19 protein-coding genes are annotated in these 18,609 nt (G+C 41.8%); 15 read left to right on the top strand and 4 right to left on the bottom strand.

Annotated features, from left to right (window positions below; genetic code table 11):
- The 13 genes from atpD to HXT58_RS05370 all read left to right on the top strand — a co-directional run bounded on the left by atpD (position 1) and on the right by HXT58_RS05370 (position 13,604).
- On the top strand, positions 1-1,488 hold the full coding sequence (atpD, locus tag HXT58_RS05430; protein WP_004105740.1) for a F0F1 ATP synthase subunit beta: 1,488 nt from the start codon (positions 1-3) through the stop codon (positions 1,486-1,488).
- 2 nt (positions 1,489-1,490) lie between these two features.
- The gene (locus HXT58_RS05425; RefSeq protein WP_032835331.1) at positions 1,491-1,805 is read left to right on the top strand and encodes a F0F1 ATP synthase subunit epsilon; all 315 of its coding nucleotides are present in this window, start codon (positions 1,491-1,493) and stop codon (positions 1,803-1,805) included.
- A 905-nt stretch (positions 1,806-2,710) separates the two neighbouring features.
- Positions 2,711-2,896 (top strand): antitoxin VbhA family protein, encoded by a 186-nt coding sequence (locus tag HXT58_RS05420; RefSeq protein WP_004105736.1) that lies wholly within the window; start codon positions 2,711-2,713, stop codon positions 2,894-2,896.
- Positions 2,897-2,916: 20 nt separating this feature from the next.
- Positions 2,917-3,636, top strand: a complete 720-nt coding sequence (locus tag HXT58_RS05415; RefSeq protein WP_415705771.1) for a Fic/DOC family protein — start codon at positions 2,917-2,919, stop codon at positions 3,634-3,636.
- A gap of 126 nt (positions 3,637-3,762) precedes the next feature.
- Positions 3,763-3,972 carry an ATP-binding protein gene (locus HXT58_RS05410; RefSeq protein WP_004574165.1) on the top strand — a complete coding sequence of 70 codons (210 nt, stop codon included), beginning with the start codon at positions 3,763-3,765 and terminating at the stop codon, positions 3,970-3,972.
- Between the two features lie 344 nt (positions 3,973-4,316).
- Positions 4,317-5,348 (top strand): FAD:protein FMN transferase, encoded by a 1,032-nt coding sequence (locus HXT58_RS05405; RefSeq protein WP_174164281.1) that lies wholly within the window; start codon positions 4,317-4,319, stop codon positions 5,346-5,348.
- Positions 5,349-5,604: 256 nt separating this feature from the next.
- On the top strand, positions 5,605-7,323 hold the full coding sequence (locus HXT58_RS05400) for an FTR1 family protein (RefSeq protein ID WP_174164279.1): 1,719 nt from the start codon (positions 5,605-5,607) through the stop codon (positions 7,321-7,323).
- Positions 7,324-7,418: 95 nt separating this feature from the next.
- Entirely contained in the window at positions 7,419-8,063 is a 645-nt protein-coding gene (locus tag HXT58_RS05395; RefSeq protein ID WP_004105701.1) for an iron transporter, read from the top strand.
- A gap of 72 nt (positions 8,064-8,135) precedes the next feature.
- Entirely contained in the window at positions 8,136-9,407 is a 1,272-nt protein-coding gene (locus tag HXT58_RS05390) for a Fe-S-containing protein (RefSeq protein ID WP_415705773.1), read from the top strand.
- Between the two features lie 12 nt (positions 9,408-9,419).
- Positions 9,420-10,754, top strand: a complete 1,335-nt coding sequence (locus HXT58_RS05385; RefSeq protein WP_004105697.1) for an ABC transporter permease — start codon at positions 9,420-9,422, stop codon at positions 10,752-10,754.
- Entirely contained in the window at positions 10,744-12,063 is a 1,320-nt protein-coding gene (locus HXT58_RS05380) for an ABC transporter permease (protein ID WP_032842352.1), read from the top strand. Before HXT58_RS05385 ends, HXT58_RS05380 begins: the two co-directional genes overlap by 11 nt.
- Positions 12,064-12,113: 50 nt before the next feature.
- On the top strand, positions 12,114-12,959 hold the full coding sequence (locus HXT58_RS05375; protein ID WP_415705775.1) for an ABC transporter ATP-binding protein: 846 nt from the start codon (positions 12,114-12,116) through the stop codon (positions 12,957-12,959).
- A gap of 45 nt (positions 12,960-13,004) precedes the next feature.
- Positions 13,005-13,604 carry an FMN-binding protein gene (locus HXT58_RS05370; protein ID WP_410297148.1) on the top strand — a complete coding sequence of 200 codons (600 nt, stop codon included), beginning with the start codon at positions 13,005-13,007 and terminating at the stop codon, positions 13,602-13,604.
- Between the two features lie 56 nt (positions 13,605-13,660).
- On the opposite strand, the gene HXT58_RS05365 is transcribed toward HXT58_RS05370, so the two are convergent.
- Positions 13,661-14,272: a hypothetical protein gene (locus HXT58_RS05365; protein WP_004105689.1), complete on the bottom strand. Its 612-nt coding sequence runs from the start codon at positions 14,270-14,272 to the stop codon at positions 13,661-13,663.
- Positions 14,273-14,465: 193 nt separating this feature from the next.
- Here HXT58_RS05365 and HXT58_RS05360 point away from each other — a divergent pair, with 193 nt between their 5' ends.
- Both HXT58_RS05360 and HXT58_RS05355 read left to right on the top strand, forming a co-directional pair.
- Positions 14,466-15,206 carry a LuxR C-terminal-related transcriptional regulator gene (locus tag HXT58_RS05360; protein WP_415705777.1) on the top strand — a complete coding sequence of 247 codons (741 nt, stop codon included), beginning with the start codon at positions 14,466-14,468 and terminating at the stop codon, positions 15,204-15,206.
- Positions 15,200-16,417, top strand: coding sequence for a histidine kinase (locus tag HXT58_RS05355; RefSeq protein ID WP_415705779.1), 1,218 nt, complete (start codon positions 15,200-15,202; stop codon positions 16,415-16,417). Before HXT58_RS05360 ends, HXT58_RS05355 begins: the two co-directional genes overlap by 7 nt.
- A gap of 81 nt (positions 16,418-16,498) precedes the next feature.
- Here HXT58_RS05355 and HXT58_RS05350 read toward each other — a convergent pair whose 3' ends face one another.
- The 3 genes from HXT58_RS05350 to HXT58_RS05340 form a co-directional block, all read right to left on the bottom strand.
- Complete coding sequence (locus HXT58_RS05350) at positions 16,499-16,672, bottom strand: hypothetical protein (RefSeq protein WP_004105682.1); 174 nt, start codon at positions 16,670-16,672, stop codon at positions 16,499-16,501.
- Positions 16,669-16,962, bottom strand: a complete 294-nt coding sequence (locus HXT58_RS05345) for a DUF2089 family protein (protein ID WP_004110367.1) — start codon at positions 16,960-16,962, stop codon at positions 16,669-16,671. Before HXT58_RS05345 ends, HXT58_RS05350 begins: the two co-directional genes overlap by 4 nt.
- Positions 16,963-17,410: 448 nt before the next feature.
- Positions 17,411-18,583 carry an exodeoxyribonuclease V gene (locus tag HXT58_RS05340; protein ID WP_101885855.1) on the bottom strand — a complete coding sequence of 391 codons (1,173 nt, stop codon included), beginning with the start codon at positions 18,581-18,583 and terminating at the stop codon, positions 17,411-17,413.
- Between the last annotated feature and the right edge of the window lie 26 nt (positions 18,584-18,609).

Here is an 18,609-nt window from a genome sequence, read left to right as displayed (position 1 = left end):
ATGGCTGAAAATCAGACCACAGCGCCTCCAGAAGCTGAGCAGGAGGTCGATCCAACAGCTGGTCGCGTAACCCGCGTTCAGGGTTCCGTGATTGACGTTGAATTCCCGGTCGGCTATCTGCCGGATATTTACAATGCTCTCAAAGTCGATATTGCTACCGTTGGTAACACGGAAGGTGATACCGTTCACGAGATCACGCTGGAAGTTGAGCAGCACCTTGGTGATTCGACTGTGCGTGCAGTTGCGTTGAAGCCTACTGACGGTTTGGTTCGTGGTGCTTTAGTGCGAGATACTGGCGGTCCAATCTCTGTACCTGTTGGTGACGTTACTAAGGGTCACGTGTTCGATGTTACAGGCAACATTTTGAATGCTAAGCCTGGCGAGCACATTGAAGTAACTGAGCGTTGGCCAATTCACCGTAACCCACCTGCTTTTGATCAGCTTGAGTCTAAGACTCAGATGTTCGAAACTGGTATTAAGGTTATCGATTTGCTTACCCCTTACGTTCAGGGCGGTAAAATTGGTTTGTTCGGTGGTGCAGGCGTTGGTAAAACTGTGTTGATTCAGGAAATGATTCAGCGCGTTGCACAGAATCACGGTGGTGTGTCTGTGTTTGCTGGCGTTGGCGAACGTACCCGTGAAGGTAACGATTTGATTGGCGAAATGGCTGATGCTGGCGTTTTGGAGAAAACAGCGCTTGTCTTTGGTCAGATGGATGAGCCTCCTGGGACTCGTCTTCGTGTGCCTCTTACCGCTTTGACTATGGCTGAGTACTTCCGCGATGTGCAGAATCAGGATGTGTTGCTGTTCATCGATAACATATTCCGCTTTACTCAGGCTGGTTCTGAGGTGTCCACTTTGCTGGGTCGTATGCCTTCCGCAGTTGGTTACCAGCCAAACTTGGCAGATGAAATGGGTGCATTGCAGGAGCGTATTACTTCTACGCGCGGTCATTCCATTACGTCACTTCAGGCTATTTACGTGCCTGCAGATGATTACACCGATCCTGCACCTGCAACAACCTTTACGCACTTGGATGCAACTACTGAGCTTTCACGTGATATTGCAGCTAAGGGTATTTACCCAGCTGTGGATCCTTTGACTTCTACTTCTAGAATTTTGGATCCGCGTTACGTTGGTCAGGCTCATTATGATTGTGCAAACCGCGTTAAGGCTATTTTGCAGCGTAACAAGGAGCTTCAGGACATCATCGCTTTGATTGGTATCGATGAGCTTGGTGAGGAAGATAAGACTACTGTGAGCCGCGCTCGTAAGATTGAGCAGTTCCTTGGTCAGAACTTCTATGTGGCTGAAAAGTTCACTGGTCGTCCAGGTTCTTATGTGCCAGCAGACGAAACCATTGAGGCATTCACTCGCATTTGCGATGGTGTTTACGATGAGATTCCTGAGCAGGCATTCTCTGGTATTGGCGGCATTGATGATCTTGAGCGTCGTTGGCACGATATGCAGCAAGAGTTTGGTGCGTGATTATGTCGGAGAAGCAAGTAAAATCGCTGCACGTTAGTGTGGTGGCAGCCAGGCATCCTGTTTGGGAAGGTGACGCCAAGTTCGTGGTTATTCCTTCTGTGAATGGCGCTATGGGCGTGCTTCCTGGACATGAGGCTGTGCTTGCGTTGATTGATCACGGTTTTGTTAAGGTTGACGATTTGAAGGGTGTGCGTCACGTTTTTAAAGTGACAGACGGCTTCTTCTCTGTTGATTCTGATCATATTACTATTGCTGTTGAGCATAGTTGTAACGTTGATAAAGACGGCAACGTGCTGCCTAACGCTAAGGTGATTTAAGGTTGCTTTTGTTGCTTATGTAAAGTTTGTAAACTTGCGCAAGTTAAGTAATCTCTTTCAGGGCAGGAGTTTGGATATCCAAGCTCCTGTCTTTTGTTTTTGGCGCGCTTGTAAAGTTTCTGCCGTTTTTCTGCTATTTCGCGACTGTTTCTTTACATGACTGTAAAGTTTCTGCCGTTTTTTGGCGCGCAAACGACTTTTTCTTTACATGACTGTAAAGTTTCTGACGTTTTACAGCCTTAATCCGACCGAAACTTTACTGCGTTGTAAAGTTTCTGCCGCGCAGGGGCGCAAGGTTTGTTAGGATCTTTGGCTTTTTTGGTTTGAGCCTTGGTTTCGGTTTGAGCTTTGGTTTGAGTTTAGGCTTTGGTTTGGGTTTTGGGATTGTGTTGGCGATAGTAGCAGTATCGCGCTCCAATTTGGGATCATCGTTAATTTTGTTTTCAGAATCGCAGTATGCAGTATTTTTCACTTTTGAAAATAGATGCGTATTTTCACTTTCAAAACTGTAATATTTTTTCACTTTTGAAAGTGAGTGCCTATTTGCGTTCGCGTTCGCTTATTTGTTTTCTTGCTTGCGTTCGCGCGAAGGCTCTTTTCTTTATGCATTTTCCGATTGCGTTCTGTTTTTTGTGTTTTGCGGCTTGTGCAAATATCATCTGACTTCGCAAAATTAAAAAATTTTCAAATTTGCGAAGTGGGATTTGCTTAGTTTTAAAGTGCGTAAATCATGTTGCACCGAAACTAGTGGCGTTATGTTGCCGATGCTGGATTCGTCAAATCGCAAAATGTGCTGTAAGTAAAATGTGTTGTAATTGAATATGCTGTAATCAAAATGTATTGCACATAGTAAAATAGTTAATAGTTGTTTTTGATTTGGGTGCGTGTGTTGGCAGGGAGAAGAAATGATTGATAAAGAAACGCAACGTAGGCGTCAAGAAAATTTGGGTCTTGCAATAGCTTCAGGCAGACTTGAAGGCAATTCGCCTTCAAAAGAGTTTCTTTATGACGCAAATCAATATGCTAAAGGTCTTATAACCAGTGACGAATTTGTTGCTAGAATGCGTTCTAGATATGGCGTAATGGATTAAGTTATTGGGTTGTGTGCGTCGTGGAAACAGTTTTTGACCCTTATCTTATTCCTCACACAAGGGTATTGAAGAACAAATCTAATATAAATAATCAGATTGAATTAGATAAATATGAGAACGATGCTGTTCTCACAAGATGTTCTATTTTGTACGAAAATTTGCCGCATGCTGAAGGAACTGTTAAGCAATTGCAGTGGATTCATCATTATCTTTTCCAGGATGTTTACGATTGGGCTGGTCAGATTCGCACTATTGACATGTCTAAAGGCGGTGGCGAGCCGTTTCATCCGCTTGAATATATGGGCGTTGGAATTCGCTACTGCGAGCAAACGCTTAAAAATGATAATTTATTACAAGGTTTATCTATTGACGAGTTTATTAGTAAGCTAAGCGTAAATTACAATAATTTTAATGTTTTACACCCATTTCGTGAGGGCAATGGTAGAACGCAACGCGTTTTTTGGGATATAGTTGCGCGAGATGCTGGATACCATTTCGATTGGGGATTAATAACGCAGCGTGTTAACGACGAAGCTTCGATCCAGGCTAAAGATACTAACAAGACAAAGCTTCTTGAAGATATGTTCCACATTATTACAAAGCCTTTGCAGGTTGAGCTTTTAGCTCAACAGCAGTTTGCTCATCTTGTTGAAGAAGAATACGAATACGCGCCGAATGTGGCTAGTGTTTTGCAAGATAAGGATTACGCTGCGTATAAAACGCGTTATGGTATAGATTGAATCTAGCAATTATGTATCGCTATAGTGTGCAATCTAAACTTGCAAAAATACAAAGTTTGAGTTATCAATAACTTAAACTCACGAAAAAGAAAAGTTTAGGTCATGAATGACTTAAACTTGTAAAAGGTGGATTTTGTTGCGACTTCTGCTTGCGAAAAGCTTTATATTCAAGTAACTGAAAGCATGATGGATGAGTCTATGCGCGAGCGAGAGTTAAAGCCGCTTCGGAAGATTCAGAATAATTATGAAAAGCTGGTTATTACTTTGAGTAAGGCTTTAGATGATGATTACGACGGCATTCGTGTTGAAAACATTGTTGATTGGTTGCTTAAGTAGCGTTGTTTATTTGTTTCTTAGCTAGTTGTTATGGGTATTCATTAAAACGCGTAAATCGTGCTACGCAGAAACGAGTTGCGTTATGTTGCCAGTGCCGTAAATATTTCTATAATGCGTTTTTGCAAAAATTTTGGTATAGATGAATATTTTTTGCACGCTATGCCTTCATTTTGCCAGAATGTAGGTATAGGCGAATGTTTTTGTGTGCTATGCTGCTATTTTTTAAAAATGTCGGTATAGAATGAGACTGTCTGTAAACTATGTCGACATTTTGCTGTTTTTGTTGTTTTGTTGCGGATTTTGACGAGTAACAGAGAGTTTTGACTTAGGGATTGAAGCAAGCGATGTTTAGGAATGTTGTTGCGATTGAGCGCGCGCTTGGAACGGGGATTATTATTTCCAGTAGCAAGCCGATTCCGCAGGGTGTTGAGCAGCGGATTCACGCTTTTGTTGAAGAGTATGAGCGCACTCTTTCGCGCTTTCGTGAAGATTCGCTTGTTTCGCGTATGGCTTGTGCGGAGCATGGCGGCGATTTTGAGTTTCCGTCGTGGGCTGGGTCGCTTTTTGCAATTTACGACGAGTTTTACGATGCCACTCGCGGAGCTTTCGACGCTTGTATTGGCGCGGATCTGCTTGCGCTTGGCTACGATAATTCTGTGCAATTCGTTCCGGAATCTACTGTTAGCGCGAGCGAGAATAGTGGCAGTGTCAGCGGCAGCTGGAGCAAATATCGCCGCGCTTTGCCAGTTAAGTGGGCAGATATTTCTCGAGATGACAGCGGCACAACGCTTCACACAAATCAGCCAGTGCAGCTTGATTTTGGGGCAGCTGGGAAGGGTTATTTTGTAGATCTTGTAACGAATATTCTTAAAGACGAGCTTGGTGACGATTCGCTTTCGGATTGCGATTTTTTGGTAAATGCCGGCGGTGATATGCGCGCTTGCTTTAGCGATGAAGATTACCAAATAAAAGTTGCGCTGGAAAATCCTTTTGATACAACGCAAGCAGTTGGAGTGGCATCAATTGCAAGCGGAGCGTTGTGTGCTTCGTCTGCTGCAAGAAAGCGTTGGAAAGTAAAAGACGCAAATTGCCTTGCAGACAATGCTTTTGAATCTAATTTAATTGCAACTCATCTGATTAACGCTTTAGACGGCGTTCCTTCGCAAAAACTTTCTGCAAGCTGGGCGTATATTCCTGCTAAAACTTGCGCTTTTCCAACTGCTTATGCCGACGCGCTCGCAACTGCGCTTTTTGTTTCGCAAGAAAACGATTTGCAAAAAATTATGCAAACTGCCGGCGCTGAGTTTGCTGTAATCTCGCCAAATTATGCGCTTCGCAAAACGGCCGCCTTTCCAGCGCACTTTTTTGCTGCATAATCGCAAAAAGATTGATAATTATCGTTATCAATATCATTTTTGTAATATTTGCGTGTTTTTTGCGTAGAACTATATCAATCTACATGATATGTCGATATTATGTACCTGTGGGGCCTTTGTAATGGCAAGTTTTAGTTGGGTGCGCTCAATTTGGGGTAGAGCGCGTAGATATGCAGAAATGCGTTAACGCAAAAGGCGTAAAACGCGTGAGAAGTGCGGAATCGCAAGAAGACGCGGAAGAACGCGAGGAGATGTTATGCGCGCGTATGTAAAAGTGCGCCGAATTATTCGTGACTCGGCTGCGCTGATTCTGGCTGTGTGCATGTTGGTAGGTTGTATAGTGAGTTCGTTCGCTACAACTATTCCAGCTTTTGCAACAGATGCGGATCGTTCATATACTAGCTGGACAGAAGTTTCTAAAGCAATTAATAAAGAATTGCTACAAGGTCAATCAGAATACAATAGTGGCAATAATTCTGGAGCTGCAACTCGATTTGAAGCAGCATACAATTCCGTTTATGTTGCTTCTAACATGATTACGGTTGTGCGAGATGCAATCGGGCAGAATAAAGTTCAGGCACAAACTGATCAATTCCAGCAGCTACAAACGCTTGTATACCAGCAAAATCAAGGTTCGCAAATAAGTGCTGTTTCAACGGCTCTTTCAGTGGATGTTGCACAAACTGCATCTAGTCTCGATGCCAACTTAAAAGTGGATAAGCCAAATGTTTATGCACAAAAGTTGCGTGCGCAAATTAAAGCAGAGCGCAAAAAGCTTGATGCTGCAAAAAAGAAAAACCTCGGGCGCAATGGTCGTACGTGGGGTCAAGTTGCTCGAGAAATGAACGTTATTCTCGACAAGTCTGTTGCAAAATACAAGTCTGCAAAAGGTAATAAAACTCAAGTAGCATCTGCAGTTGATTTAATTAACGAAGCCTATTACCAGTATTACGAAAAGCTTGGTTTCGAGAAGAACGTGATGAATGCAATAAGCGGAAGTCGCGTTTCGACTGTCGAGTATCAATTCAAAGAGTGCCGCCAAACAATGAACAACGGCGGAACTATTGAGCAAGCTAAAAAGTTCGTAACGGATCTTAAAGCGATGCTTATTGAAGACGCAGCAAAATTAGACAAAGGCGCATCTTCAAGCGCAAATCCATTTATGCAATTCATAACTAGCTCATTCGGTCAGGCTTTCGTAATTTTGCTTCGTGAAGGTTTGGAAGCGTTGCTAGTTGTTGCAGCAATTATTGCTTACCTTGTTAAATCTGGTCACAAGAATATGGTGAAGTATATTTACCTAGGTATTGCGGCTGGAATTGTGGCATCTCTTGCTGTAGCTGCACTATTCGGCTTGCTATTTAATGGTTCTGGTCCGCAGCAGGAGATTACAGAAGGCGTTGTTGCATTGTTCGCAATGCTTATGCTGCTTTACACGAGTAATTGGATGATTTCTAGATCTTCAGTGCAAGCATGGAATAAGTATATTAGTGAGCAAACAACGGCAGCAGTTTCTAAGGGAAGTTTGGTTTCTTTAGCGTTATTGAGTTTCCTTGCGGTGTTCCGCGAAGGTGCTGAAACTGTAATCTTCTATCAAGCAATCTTTGCAGTTTCAAACGGAGCTGACTCTATGATTTGGGGAGGCTTCATTTCCGCTGCTGCAGTTCTTGTAGTGATATTCTTGCTGATTCGTTTCGCATCTGTGCACATACCAATTCGCCCATTCTTTACTGGAACAAGTGCTCTTATGTCTGTTCTCGTAGTGATTTTTGCAGGCGGTGGTGTGCACGCGTTAATCGAGGGCGATGCTCTCGAAGGAATGTATATTCAAGGCTTGCCAACTAACGATTGGCTTGGGTTCTATCCGTATGTTGAGACGATTGTTGCTCAAATTGTGGCAGCAATTGTTGTGATTTCACTGCTTTGCGTATCTATTGCGCGAAGTCGTGGGAAACGCGCGATAGAAAATAAATAAGCAAAACAACAAATAACCAACTAATAAATAATTAATAAACAACCAATAACAACAATTAAATAAAAATAACTAACAACAAACACAGAAGGTTAGATATGAAGAATAATAAAATGACAGCAATTGCAGCTTTAGCTCTTGCTGGACTGCTTGCGCTCGCTGGATGCGGTTCCAATGGCAATTCAGCTAAAACTGATGCTAAGTCACAAGCAACCGAGCAGAAGTCTGATAACAAGTCTGATGACAAGGGCGGCGATAAGGGCTTTGAGGAGGTTCCAGTTGGTCCTCACCAAGATCAGAACATTGGACCTCTTACTATTGGTGCCGTGTACTTCCAGCCAGTTGATATGCTCCCAGCCGGTATGGGTTTGAAGGCAAGTGAAGCAAGCTTCCACCTTGAAGCCGATATCCACGCTAACCAAAAAGGTACAAAGCTTGGCTACGGTAAGGGCGAGTTCATTCCAGATTTGACTGTGAATTATGAGATTGTCGATAAGGCAAGCGGTGAATCCGTTGGCAAGGGTACTTTTATGCAGATGAACGCTTCCGATGGCCCTCACTACGGTGCAAACGTTAAGCTTGACAAGGCTGGAAATTACAAGCTCGTGCTTTCTATTGAATCCCCAGAAAAGAAGGGTTGGATGCTTCATGTCGATCCTGCTACTGGCGTAACCGGTCGCTTCTGGACTGAGCCAATTAAGGCAACCTTCGACGATTGGAAGTACACTCCTCGTCAGTGGTAGTGATGGCTAGTTAATAATTAGCGATTAATTAATAATTTTAGTAAATAATAAGTAATAGCAAAGGAGGGAGTTATGCTCAGACTGTTTGTGGCAGTTATGCCTGGGCTGCTCCCTCTTGCGCTACTCACAATGGGATTAAGCACATCGCTTACTGTTGGCGAGGGGCGAGATAAGCCTCTAAGCGCACGCTGGAGATTGTATGGGCTGTCTGCAGGCACAGTTGCAGCTCTTATTTTTGCTATACTTCGCGCATCTGTGGTAATTAATCAGCGAAACTTTGTTAATATGCCGGCGTTGTGCATTGCTGTTCCGTTTGATATTGCTGCAATTATTGTGGTTATCTTTTCACACAAAATAGTAAGAAATTGGCGTAATTGCCCGCTTTTAATGCACATAAGTAACGTGATTGGTGCATGTTGTTTAGCGTTTACTGTGTTTTATGCTTTACCAGATGTTATTTTGCAGCTTACTATTTTCGTAGATTCAAGCACTCCGCCTTTTACATCAGACATGTTGCTTCGCGCGCTTGGTTTTGTACTTGGCGTTATTGCTGCTATTTGCTTAAGCCTTATGGTTCGTTCTTTGCGCACTACATCTGACGCTATTTGCTTCAAAATTGCTGTAGTTTTGAGCATGATTATTTTGCTAGTGCAACACATAACTTCACTTTTGCAGATTATGCAAGGAAGCATTCTGCTTTATATGGATGACTTTTCTTTCAGCGTGCTTGTTTGGCTAATTAATAACGCTCCGTTAATGATTATGGCGCAAATTAGCGTGTTTATGATTCCTGCTGCTGCATCCGTAATAATCGGCTTTAAAACGGCTGTAGTTGGTGAAAATGCTGCAGAAATTCGCGCGAAGCGAGCGTTTAAAAGGAAATCTCGAAAGTCTGCGCTCGCAGCTCTTTTGGCTGCTATCACAGTAATACTTACGCTTACTGTAGGCGTATCTATTATGAATATTAAACCAACTCTTACGCCTCCAGAACCGTACGAATTGCACGATGGTGTTGCGACTATTAATTACGTTCAAGTTTCAGATGGTCATTTGCATCGCTTCCAATACAAAGCAAAAGACGGCACTGTTATGCGCTTTATAATCATTAAAAAGAATGGTGGAGCGTATGGCGTTGGCTTGGATGCTTGCGAAAACTGTGGAGATGCAGGCTACTATGAAAAAGACGGTAAGATTATTTGCCGTAAATGTGACGTAGCAATTAATTTGGCAACTATCGGTTTTAAAGGTGGTTGCAATCCGATTCCGTTCCCGTATAAGGCTGGGCATGGCAAAATCACAATTCATACTGCTGATTTAGACGTGCTCAGTTCGCATTTTAAGTAAGGGAGAGTTGCTATGTTTATGATGCGCATGGTTGCTCGATCTCTTGTGCGGCAATTGAAAAAGCGTGTGTTAATTGCGCTCGTAGTGTGCTTAAGCGCGTGCGTTAGTGTGTCAATGCTTAGCGTTGTGTATGACGTTGGAGACAAAATTAACGCAGAGCTTAGTTCATATGGTTCAAATATTGTGGTTCAGCCAAAATCTAGCGCTGTTGTAAATGATTTGTATGCTTCTCGAGAGCAGATTGATACTAATGGTTCTGGGAGTTTAAAGGCTGCGGAAAGTCACGAGTCTACTGCTTCGCTAAAAGAATCTGATGCTGCAAAAATAAAAATGATTTTCTGGGCGTTTAATATCACTAATTTTGCGCCGAAAATAAAAGTTCACGCAAATCTTGAAGCGAAATCTTCTGGCGATTTGGTAGTGCCTATTATTGGAACTTGGTTTAATCGTAAGCTTGCGCTCGCTTCCGGGGAAACAACGGTTGTTGGTGTTAGGGGTTTGCGCTCTTGGTGGAAGATTAATGCAGGTCGTTGGGCAAAAGATAATAAATCTGAAGCAATGGTAGGTGCGCAGCTAGCTGAGCGTTTGCACTTAAAAATTGGTCAGCGTTTGCGTTTGATTCGTGACGGGCGCGAGGTTTCGTTGCGCTTGGTTGGCATATACGATTCTGGCGACGACGATAATAACGCAATCTACGCAAGTTCTAGCGATGCTCAAAGCCTTGCAAATAAGCCGAATAAGGTTGATTCGATTGAAGTAAAGGCGCTTACTACTCCTGAAAATGATTTAGCGCGCAAGGCTGCTAAAAATCCGGCAGCGCTCAGCCAGGAAGAGTGGGAAACTTGGTATTGCACGGCTTACCCGAGTTCGATTACTTACCAAATTGAGGAGGTAATTCCTGGAGCTGTTGCAAAGCAGGTTCGTCAAGTTGCAGCTCTTCAGGGTAACGTATTAAATAAGACGCGAGCTGTTATGGTTTTGATGACTGCGTTGAGTTTAATTGCTGCGGCTGTTGCTGTGGCGAATCTTATGGCTGCTTCAATTTCTGAGCGTTCCGGTGAGCTTGCATTGCTTAAGGCTTTGGGTGCGCGTGATGGTGCTGTTGCTCGTCTTATGCTTATGGAAACTGCGGTTATTGCGTTTGGTGGAGCGTTACTCGGCATGGCTTTGGGATTTGCAGTGGCGCAGATTATTGGTTTTACAGTGTTCGACTCTGCGATTTTGTTCCGACCGATGGTATTTGTTCTGGTGTTCGTGCTGCTTGCGTTGACTGTGCTTGCTGCTGCAGGCTCGTCGATTCGTTCGATTTTGAGTGTGCGTCCTGCGGAGGTGCTTCATGGCAGGTAAATCTTATATGACTTCCAACAATTCTATGTTTATTACCATGCTATTTAGCGCGGTATTTCGTAGAAAATCGCGTGCTTTGATGGCTGTTATTGCAACGCTTGTTGGTGCTGCCACGCTGTTTTGTTTAGCTGCAATCTGCCTTGTTGTGCCTCAGCAAATGAGCGATGAAATGCGTGCGTATGGAGCGAATATTATCGTAACTCCAATTGAGGGCGAGTGGAAAAACGGTATTGATCGCGCAATGGTTTTGCACACAAATGATATGGTTCTTGCAAAAGGTGCTATGCGCTCTGCTACGTATCGTTACGAAAACGTGCGTATTAACGCAGCTCCGTATGTTTTAGCAGGAATAGACGTTCGTCCAGTAAAGTCGCTTAATAAGCATTGGAATGTAGACGGCTCTTGGCCTAGCAGTGGAAATGTTATGGTTGGGCGAGATGTAGCTCTTGCGATGGGCTTAAAAATAGGTTCTCGAATTGCGATTGCGTATAGATCCTCGGATAATACTGCCGGCTCGCATAAGCCAGCAGAGAAGTCTGAAAATAAGGCTGCAAATAAATCTGCAGATAAACCAGCGCAAAATTCTGTTGCAAATTCTTCAGAAGAATCTGCACAAAATTCATCTCAACAAAAGCTCGTTGAAGGCAGAGTCTCAACAGATATTATGGATACTCACGGCACAACTTTCCGAGTTTGTGGCATTTTGGACACAGGCGGCGCAGAGGATTCCATGTTATATGCGCTAAACGCAGATGTAAATTCTCTTACAGGAGTTAAGCGTGGTACGGATGTTATTGCTTACTCGTCTTCTGCTCCTAGTGTTGATGCTGTTGTGAGAAGTATTAACGACATGACTTCTATGCGTGTGCGTGCTCAGCAAGTTACTAAAGTTACTGCTGCTGACACTGGTATTATCACTATGCTTCGCAGCCTGTTCTGCATTGTATCGCTAGTTGTTCTAGTGTTGATGATGGTTGGTGTGAGCACTACTATTTCTTCGATTGTGCAGCAGCGTCGAAATGAAATTGGTTTGCGCAAAGCTTTGGGTGCGAGCGCACGGAGTATTGGCGTGGAGTTTACTGCTGAAGCTGGATTATATGGCTTCGTTGGTGGCGTTGCTGGTACCGCAGTAGGGTATGTGTTTGCTCGTTTGCTTGCAGCAATGGTGTTCTCTAGAGATTTGGGCGTGAATTGGTGGCTTGTTGCGTTCTCGGTGGCGTTTAGCATTATTGCATCTTGCGTTGCTGCGTTGCCGCCTGTTTTGCGCGCTTCAAAGATCGATCCTGCGATTGTGCTTCGAGAAGAATAATTTTAAGCGTAAATTTAGAGATTGTTTAAGATTTGAGTTAAGGATTTAATATGACAGAGAATATAGAAAATAAGTTGGAAGGCGCGGAGTCTAAGCCAAAAATGCTGTTGACTTTGGATCATATTTCCAAGATTTACGGATCTCTTCGCGCGGTTGACGATTTGTCGCTTACTGTGCCAGAAGGTGAGTGGCTTTCTATTGTTGGCTCGAGTGGTTCTGGCAAAACAACGCTAATGAACATTATTGGCTGCATGGATTCTCCGTCCAAGGGTTCCGTGTCTTTGCAAGGTCGCAAACTTGAGGATTTGAACGCAGGTCAGCTTGCTGACGTTCGTAAAAACGTAATCGGTTTAGTTTTTCAAAAGTTTTATCTTGTGCCGCATTTAACGGCAGTTGAAAACGTGATGGTTGCGCAATACTATCATTCTGTTGTTGACGAAGCTCAAGCAATGGACGCTTTGGATCGCGTGGGCTTGAAGGATCGCGCTCATCATTTGCCAAGCCAGCTTTCTGGCGGCGAGCAGCAGCGTGTCTGCGTTGCTCGCGCGCTTATTAACTGTCCGAAGTTGCTGCTTGCGGATGAGCCGACTGGTAATTTGGATGAAAAAAATGAGCAGATTGTGCTCGATTTGTTTAAGCAGCTGCACAATCAAGGGACTACGATTATTGTTGTAACTCACGATTCTCTGGTTGCTCAATGCGCGGATCGCGAAATTATGCTTAATCACGGTGTGCTTGTTGGTGAGCGTTGGAATAATGAGAGTGCGCGCAAAGCGTACGAGGCGATTGGTGGCAAGCCTGCGTTTACGAGTGCTCACGTTGATGAAAGTGTTGTGGAAGCTTTGCAAGACCATGAGCCTACTAAGTCGCCTAAATTAGCGAATTTAGATGATTAGTTGCGCAAGATTTTAAAATATACAAGATTTAAAGGCGATGATTTTATGATTTCAGATAATATGTTTCACGATGTTTCACGCGATGATTTGAAATCCAAAAAAGTTGCAAAAACCGTTGCTACGCTTGCAATTGTAGCTGCATCTTCTGCTATGTTGTCGGCTTGCGGTGAACCTAGTGCTGTGCCAATGAATGATGAGTTTGCAGGAAACTCTGGTCAAAGCTCGGATGATGGTGGTAATCCTTCTGGAAAGTACGATGCTGGCGCTCAGCAATCTAAGTCTTCAGCTCAAAGTGAAGATTCTGGGGATTCTAAAAACCAGTCTAAAACTGATACTGGCAATTACAAAGATGGTGACTACAAAATCAAATCCACGTATGGTCCGGTTTCAGAAGACAGTTTTGATGTACGCTTAAGCGTTGCAAATGGAAATGTTAGCGATGTGCAAATAACGCCTCATCCGTTTACGCCGATTTCAAGAGGTCATATGGATGCATTTTCAAAGGCTATACCTGGAAAAATTGTTGGAAAGTCGTTGAAAAATTTGCATATTTCGGTTGTTGCTGGAGCAAGTTGGACTAGCGATGCCTTCAACAAAGCGCTTGATGTTGCTCGCCAAGAGGCCTCAATTCAATCCGTGCAATAAATGTACTCAAAAGTTAGTGCTCAACGTAATGGTAGATTGCCAATAAGTTTAAATCCTTAAAAATCGCTTTTATCCGTAGGGTGACCTTGTGGGCGCTTTATGACTCGACACAAAATCACTAATGCTAAGACACCATTTGCAATTCCGTAGTAATAAATCCAAGGAACGTGAATAAGCCCACAAATAAAGCATGTAATAATATTTGTTAAATTATTTGAGTAATTGTTAAGTATTTGCTTATTTTGCAATTCGACTTTTTTGCGTTTTAGTGCGACAACTTTGTTTTCTTCGGCACTTTCGCTTTTGTCGTTTTCTGAGCCGTAGCTGTTTTTAACATTGTTGTCATAGTTATCGCAATTATCGCAGCTATCGTAATTTTCAGTATCGCAAGCCTTTTTGCTGCCTGTGCTCTTAAGTTCACTATCTCTACTTATACTGTTAGTGTTATCGCTATCAAGCTCAGCTATATTATTTGTGTTACTTGCATTTTCGCCTTCAAGAACATTCTTGCGCAAGAAAAAATATGCATAAGAATACATTGCAACAGAAAGAAGTCCTAAAACAAGCCACAAAACAAAAAAGCCAAAACTACGCATAAAAGCAGCTGCCGAGGCAAACGCCATCGCAGCTACTTCTGCGGAGTGCAATACTACTAATCGTTTTGTCATATAATCCTGCTGCAATCATTATTGAAAATGAGTTTTCAACGCAACCAAAAGTCGCATACTGTCACTTATTATAATCACATTTGACTTACATGCATTACTTGTAATCATTTCTTGCTACACAATTTGCTCTATTTTGTGCGCACTTATAAAGTAAAATATAAGAAAAGTAGCGTGAAATTGCAAGAAAGCCATTATGCCAAAAACGTATGCAATAGTAGATAACGATCCATTAGTTTTAGCGGTTATGCGAAACGTGCTCAGCAAGCTTTTGCCAAGCGAGTACGCGTGCAAATGGTGCGTAAAATCTGGAGCGCAAGCTTTGGAATACTGCCAAGTAGCAAAAACTACTCCGGATTATATTTTGATTGATATGTCAATGAAAGACATGTCTGGAGTAGACGTAATACGCGCAATTCGTGAGAAAAACAATAGCATTATTTTAATTGGTATGACTTCGTATGACTGCAGATCCTATGCTTCGTCAGTAGCGCAAGTTGGTGGGCAGGCAATGGTTGCTAAAGACAATTTCAAAGGTTTGGCAGAAGCTTTGCAATATTGCGATAATCAGCACGTGTATGGCTGCCGTTGCGTTAAAGACGTTGCTTACGATTTTGCTACACCGCAAGAATCTTTTATTAGGCTTTCTAAATCAAGATCGCGTAGCGTTTTGCCGCCTCAAGAACTAAAAATCATGGATCTGCTTGCTAAAGGCTACACAACGAATCAGATTGCGGCTCAACTTGGTCTTATGCCAAACACTATTAACACGCATATTCATAGAATTTACAAAAAATTGCATGTTTCTAACCGAGTGCAAGCAATATCCGCATTTGCTGCAATGCAAAATCGTGAGCAAAATAGCAATCTGTCGTATGCTTATAATTCGCCGCAGAATCATCCGAATTTTTTGCAAGAAACGGATAGTGCATGTTAATGAACACATTTTCGCGCGTTATTGAGTTGGTTAAAAGCTGGAAAATTCAGCGAACTTTATTCATAATATTGGCGATTCTTGTAGTATCAATGGACGTGCAATCTTGCAATACAGCTGGTTTGTGGCACAATCCATTACAATCTGCGTGCCAATACGTTTGGATGTTTGCAACTTTTCTTATGATTGCTTTTCCGCGTCAAATATCACTCGTAACTCCGATTTTTTATTGCGTAACGTTAGCAGTACCAGGCGTAAATGCAACTTGTGTGCTTTTTGCGCTGCTCGCTGGCATGCTTGTTGCAGGCTTTTACGATTCGTGGAAGTATTTGCTTTGCGCTTACATAGTTTCGCTTAATATTATGTACTTTGCAAAAATGGCGTACATTCCGCTTACTTTTCCTTGTTTTGTTCTTATTTCTATGATTTGTGGCTACGCTTTGCACAAATATTTGAACATGTTGGAAGAAAATAATCGCGCAAAAATGGATATTGTACGAAGTAAGTTCCAGTCTTATATTGCGTCTGTTGCGTTGCAATTGCATGACGATGTGAACAATGAGATTACTGATATTACGTTGCTTGCGACAGATGCTTTATATGTTGAGAACAATGAACATACAAAAGAATCGTTAGAGCAGATTATTGAACATTCGCGTAATGCACTTTCCAAAGCGAGACTTGTTATCAGCCTGCTTGAGCAAGCTGAACAAAAGTATGATGATTCTTTAGATTCAAATATTGCTAGTACGCAGTTTGTTTATGGTTCTAATAGCAATGATTGCATGAATTTGACTGATTTTTTATGCAATATTCGTGCGCGTTTACAGGCTGAACGGCAAATTTGTGAGCAGCTTGGGTACTATGGCTCTTTAATAGTGGTTGATAAAAGTTCGGGGAGTGGTGATTTTGCTGCATCTGCAACTGTTAGTACTGAAAAAGCTCAATGTGCTATTCGCATGTGCAGTGAGTTGCTTACTAATATTCGTAAGCATTGCAGTACTAGCGTTGACTTTTCTATGAACGTTACTGTTGATGAGCGAGAATGCAAAATAATGTGCATGAATTCGTTGTCGAATAAGTTTGGTGGAAGGCTTGTTTTTGGCAAAGGGTTACTATTCCACAAAAAATCTGTGGAACGTTTAGGTGGATCTTTAAACGCGCAAAAAGATGATGACACTTGGCTGGTCAATGTTGTTATTCCACTAAACTAGCAGCACTTAAACTCTCGAGTTATCGTGGCAGTTTTTGCGAATTTTGCAATTTTTGCCACGATAACGTGTGATTTTTGTGTTTTATAAGTCTTGTAATACAATTCTTTTATCTTCTGCAGACTGCTTAGATGACTTATCGTCTTTCTTAAGAGAATGCGCATATCGAATAAGACTTCTTGCAATAAAGAACACTAATACGCATATAACAAGTGCAATAAGAATGTCAATTATTGGACCAAATAATGCATAGCTCATGATTCATCCTTTCTTTTTCTATATTCGTTTATGAGTGTTCGAGCTGTGTCAACATCGTATTTATCGTCAATAGCAAGACTCTTTACTAAAAGAACGAACGGGTCTTCTGGTTCATTGTCGCTTATGCGCAGCTTTTCAATGAGTCGGTTAAGCCTGATTCTCATCGTTGGGTAAGAGACTTGATACATTTGCGACATTTCTTTTAACGATCCAGACGATAATACAAAGTTCTTTATAAACGACATATCTTCGTCTGTGAGATTAGCCATCCATTTTGGAATATGATCCATATCACCCCTTTCGTCAACCTATAAAACTTTAATTAAATTAAACTTTTATTAAAAATATTAAAGTTGTTGTATGAGTTTGTCAAGAATAAACATGAGAGATATGACACAAAGCGGCATTTTTATGTCGCCAAAATTGTCGCTTTGTCGCCAATGGATACAAAATTTAGTCATTTTGCTTAGAGCTAAGAACGTTCAATAAGTTTATAATTTCATCAAGTTCGCTTGAAAATGTTATTCCTTTTGTATAACTATATTTTTTAAGCAAGTTATCGTGGCAAAAATTGCAAATCTAACAAAAACTGCCACGATAACGTGTATGACATAGCAACGAAACAGCATTCTGCATTGCAAATTAACCGCTTACTTGCATCTTCTGTGCAAAGCTTCGTCCAAATACTCGATTAAAACGTGTCCAAATACTCGATTAAAGCGCAAGAAAGCACAATGACTATTTCTCTACATGAAGTGGAACATGTACATTAATAATCCACGAATCGCCATCTTCAATAACTTTAAAAGTTCCGCCAACTCGTTCCGCAAGCATCTTATGAAAACGCAGTCCATATCCTAATTGCAAGTTAGCAAGAACGCCTCGTTGCGCACTATTTATACACGTAATATGACATTCATGGTCATTAAGCATTACATTCATGGCGTATTCTTTAGGTTTTGCAGCATGCTTTTTTACATTCGCAAGCAGTTCTCGGCAAATATACTCAATCTGAGCACATTCTTCAAAAGGCAAATGTGCTGATCTCGAATTTTCAGTAGCTAAATCACTACTCAAATCAATGGAACCAATATAGCCAAGCTTTTCAAATGACTTTTGTTCACCGTCAAATAAAACACGTAAGCCTGTGCAAAAATCTTTATAACATGTAGTCGATTGCATAACATCGCCAGTGCCTGCAGTTGCAGCATTGTCAAGAAGAGAAATAATATTACGTGCTCTATGAACAGTTGTAGTAGCACGTTGAAGAATCTCTCGCGAATTTTCATGCTCTTGTTCATGAGTTGTTTGAGGTTCAATAGATTGTTGAGCCATCATCATAATGCTGGAAAGCTCATTAGTTACTTCATCGTGCATGCGAATTGCTGCAATAGTGGCATATTTTTGAAAAACGTTGTAACGCTGTGCAAATAACTGTTCCTGCTGTTGGTGAATAGTGGAAATATAGTATTTTACGATTGCGCTAGAAATAAGAGTGATAAGAAGCCACCACGCTAACACATAAGCGTTTTGAAAATCGCAGATAATAAAGAACCATGAAGAAACTCCGCAAGAAGAAAGCACAGTGTACCAAGGTTGAGTAATTACAGCTATTGCTAAACAAATCAATATGGTAAGCATCATAGATGAGTAGTTGATATTTGGCGCAATAATTACCAACGGCATCCAAATAAGCACAATAAAAGATGCTTTACGAGGCCATATTGCAATACATAAGCAGATTACAATCCATACTATTTCAACCGTAATTGCATGCCAATTAGAGTAGTAATGAAGATTATTATAGGAACAAATTTCAAGAATCAAAGTACAACTTATGATTGCGCCAATTCCAATTTTCTGCCAGGCATCATGCGGCAAAAAATTGATCATACGCGTTAATAATTTCATAACTACCTACTTTTACATGTTAATTT

Source organism: Gardnerella sp. KA01000 (assembly GCF_049244035.1).
GTDB lineage: Bacteria > Actinomycetota > Actinomycetes > Actinomycetales > Bifidobacteriaceae > Bifidobacterium > Bifidobacterium leopoldii.
This window is presented reverse-complemented; position numbering and strand designations above follow the sequence as displayed.

Bases quoted from the DNA above. Each gene is read 5' to 3' on its own strand.
- HXT58_RS05365 (WP_004105689.1), bottom strand. From the start codon at position 14,272: ATGACAAAACGATTAGTAGTATTGCACTCCGCAGAAGTAGCTGCGATG.
- HXT58_RS05355 (WP_415705779.1), top strand. From the start codon at position 15,200: ATGTTAATGAACACATTTTCGCGCGTTATTGAGTTGGTTAAAAGCTGG.
- HXT58_RS05340 (WP_101885855.1), bottom strand. From the start codon at position 18,583: ATGAAATTATTAACGCGTATGATCAATTTTTTGCCGCATGATGCCTGG.
- atpD (WP_004105740.1), top strand. From the start codon at position 1: ATGGCTGAAAATCAGACCACAGCGCCTCCAGAAGCTGAGCAGGAGGTC.
- HXT58_RS05370 (WP_410297148.1), top strand. From the start codon at position 13,005: ATGATTTCAGATAATATGTTTCACGATGTTTCACGCGATGATTTGAAA.
- HXT58_RS05405 (WP_174164281.1), top strand. From the start codon at position 4,317: ATGTTTAGGAATGTTGTTGCGATTGAGCGCGCGCTTGGAACGGGGATT.
- HXT58_RS05400 (WP_174164279.1), top strand. From the start codon at position 5,605: ATGCGCGCGTATGTAAAAGTGCGCCGAATTATTCGTGACTCGGCTGCG.
- HXT58_RS05420 (WP_004105736.1), top strand. From the start codon at position 2,711: ATGATTGATAAAGAAACGCAACGTAGGCGTCAAGAAAATTTGGGTCTT.
- HXT58_RS05380 (WP_032842352.1), top strand. From the start codon at position 10,744: ATGGCAGGTAAATCTTATATGACTTCCAACAATTCTATGTTTATTACC.
- HXT58_RS05425 (WP_032835331.1), top strand. From the start codon at position 1,491: ATGTCGGAGAAGCAAGTAAAATCGCTGCACGTTAGTGTGGTGGCAGCC.
- HXT58_RS05345 (WP_004110367.1), bottom strand. From the start codon at position 16,962: ATGGATCATATTCCAAAATGGATGGCTAATCTCACAGACGAAGATATG.
- HXT58_RS05375 (WP_415705775.1), top strand. From the start codon at position 12,114: ATGACAGAGAATATAGAAAATAAGTTGGAAGGCGCGGAGTCTAAGCCA.
- HXT58_RS05390 (WP_415705773.1), top strand. From the start codon at position 8,136: ATGCTCAGACTGTTTGTGGCAGTTATGCCTGGGCTGCTCCCTCTTGCG.
- HXT58_RS05385 (WP_004105697.1), top strand. From the start codon at position 9,420: ATGTTTATGATGCGCATGGTTGCTCGATCTCTTGTGCGGCAATTGAAA.
- HXT58_RS05360 (WP_415705777.1), top strand. From the start codon at position 14,466: ATGCCAAAAACGTATGCAATAGTAGATAACGATCCATTAGTTTTAGCG.
- HXT58_RS05350 (WP_004105682.1), bottom strand. From the start codon at position 16,672: ATGAGCTATGCATTATTTGGTCCAATAATTGACATTCTTATTGCACTT.
- HXT58_RS05395 (WP_004105701.1), top strand. From the start codon at position 7,419: ATGAAGAATAATAAAATGACAGCAATTGCAGCTTTAGCTCTTGCTGGA.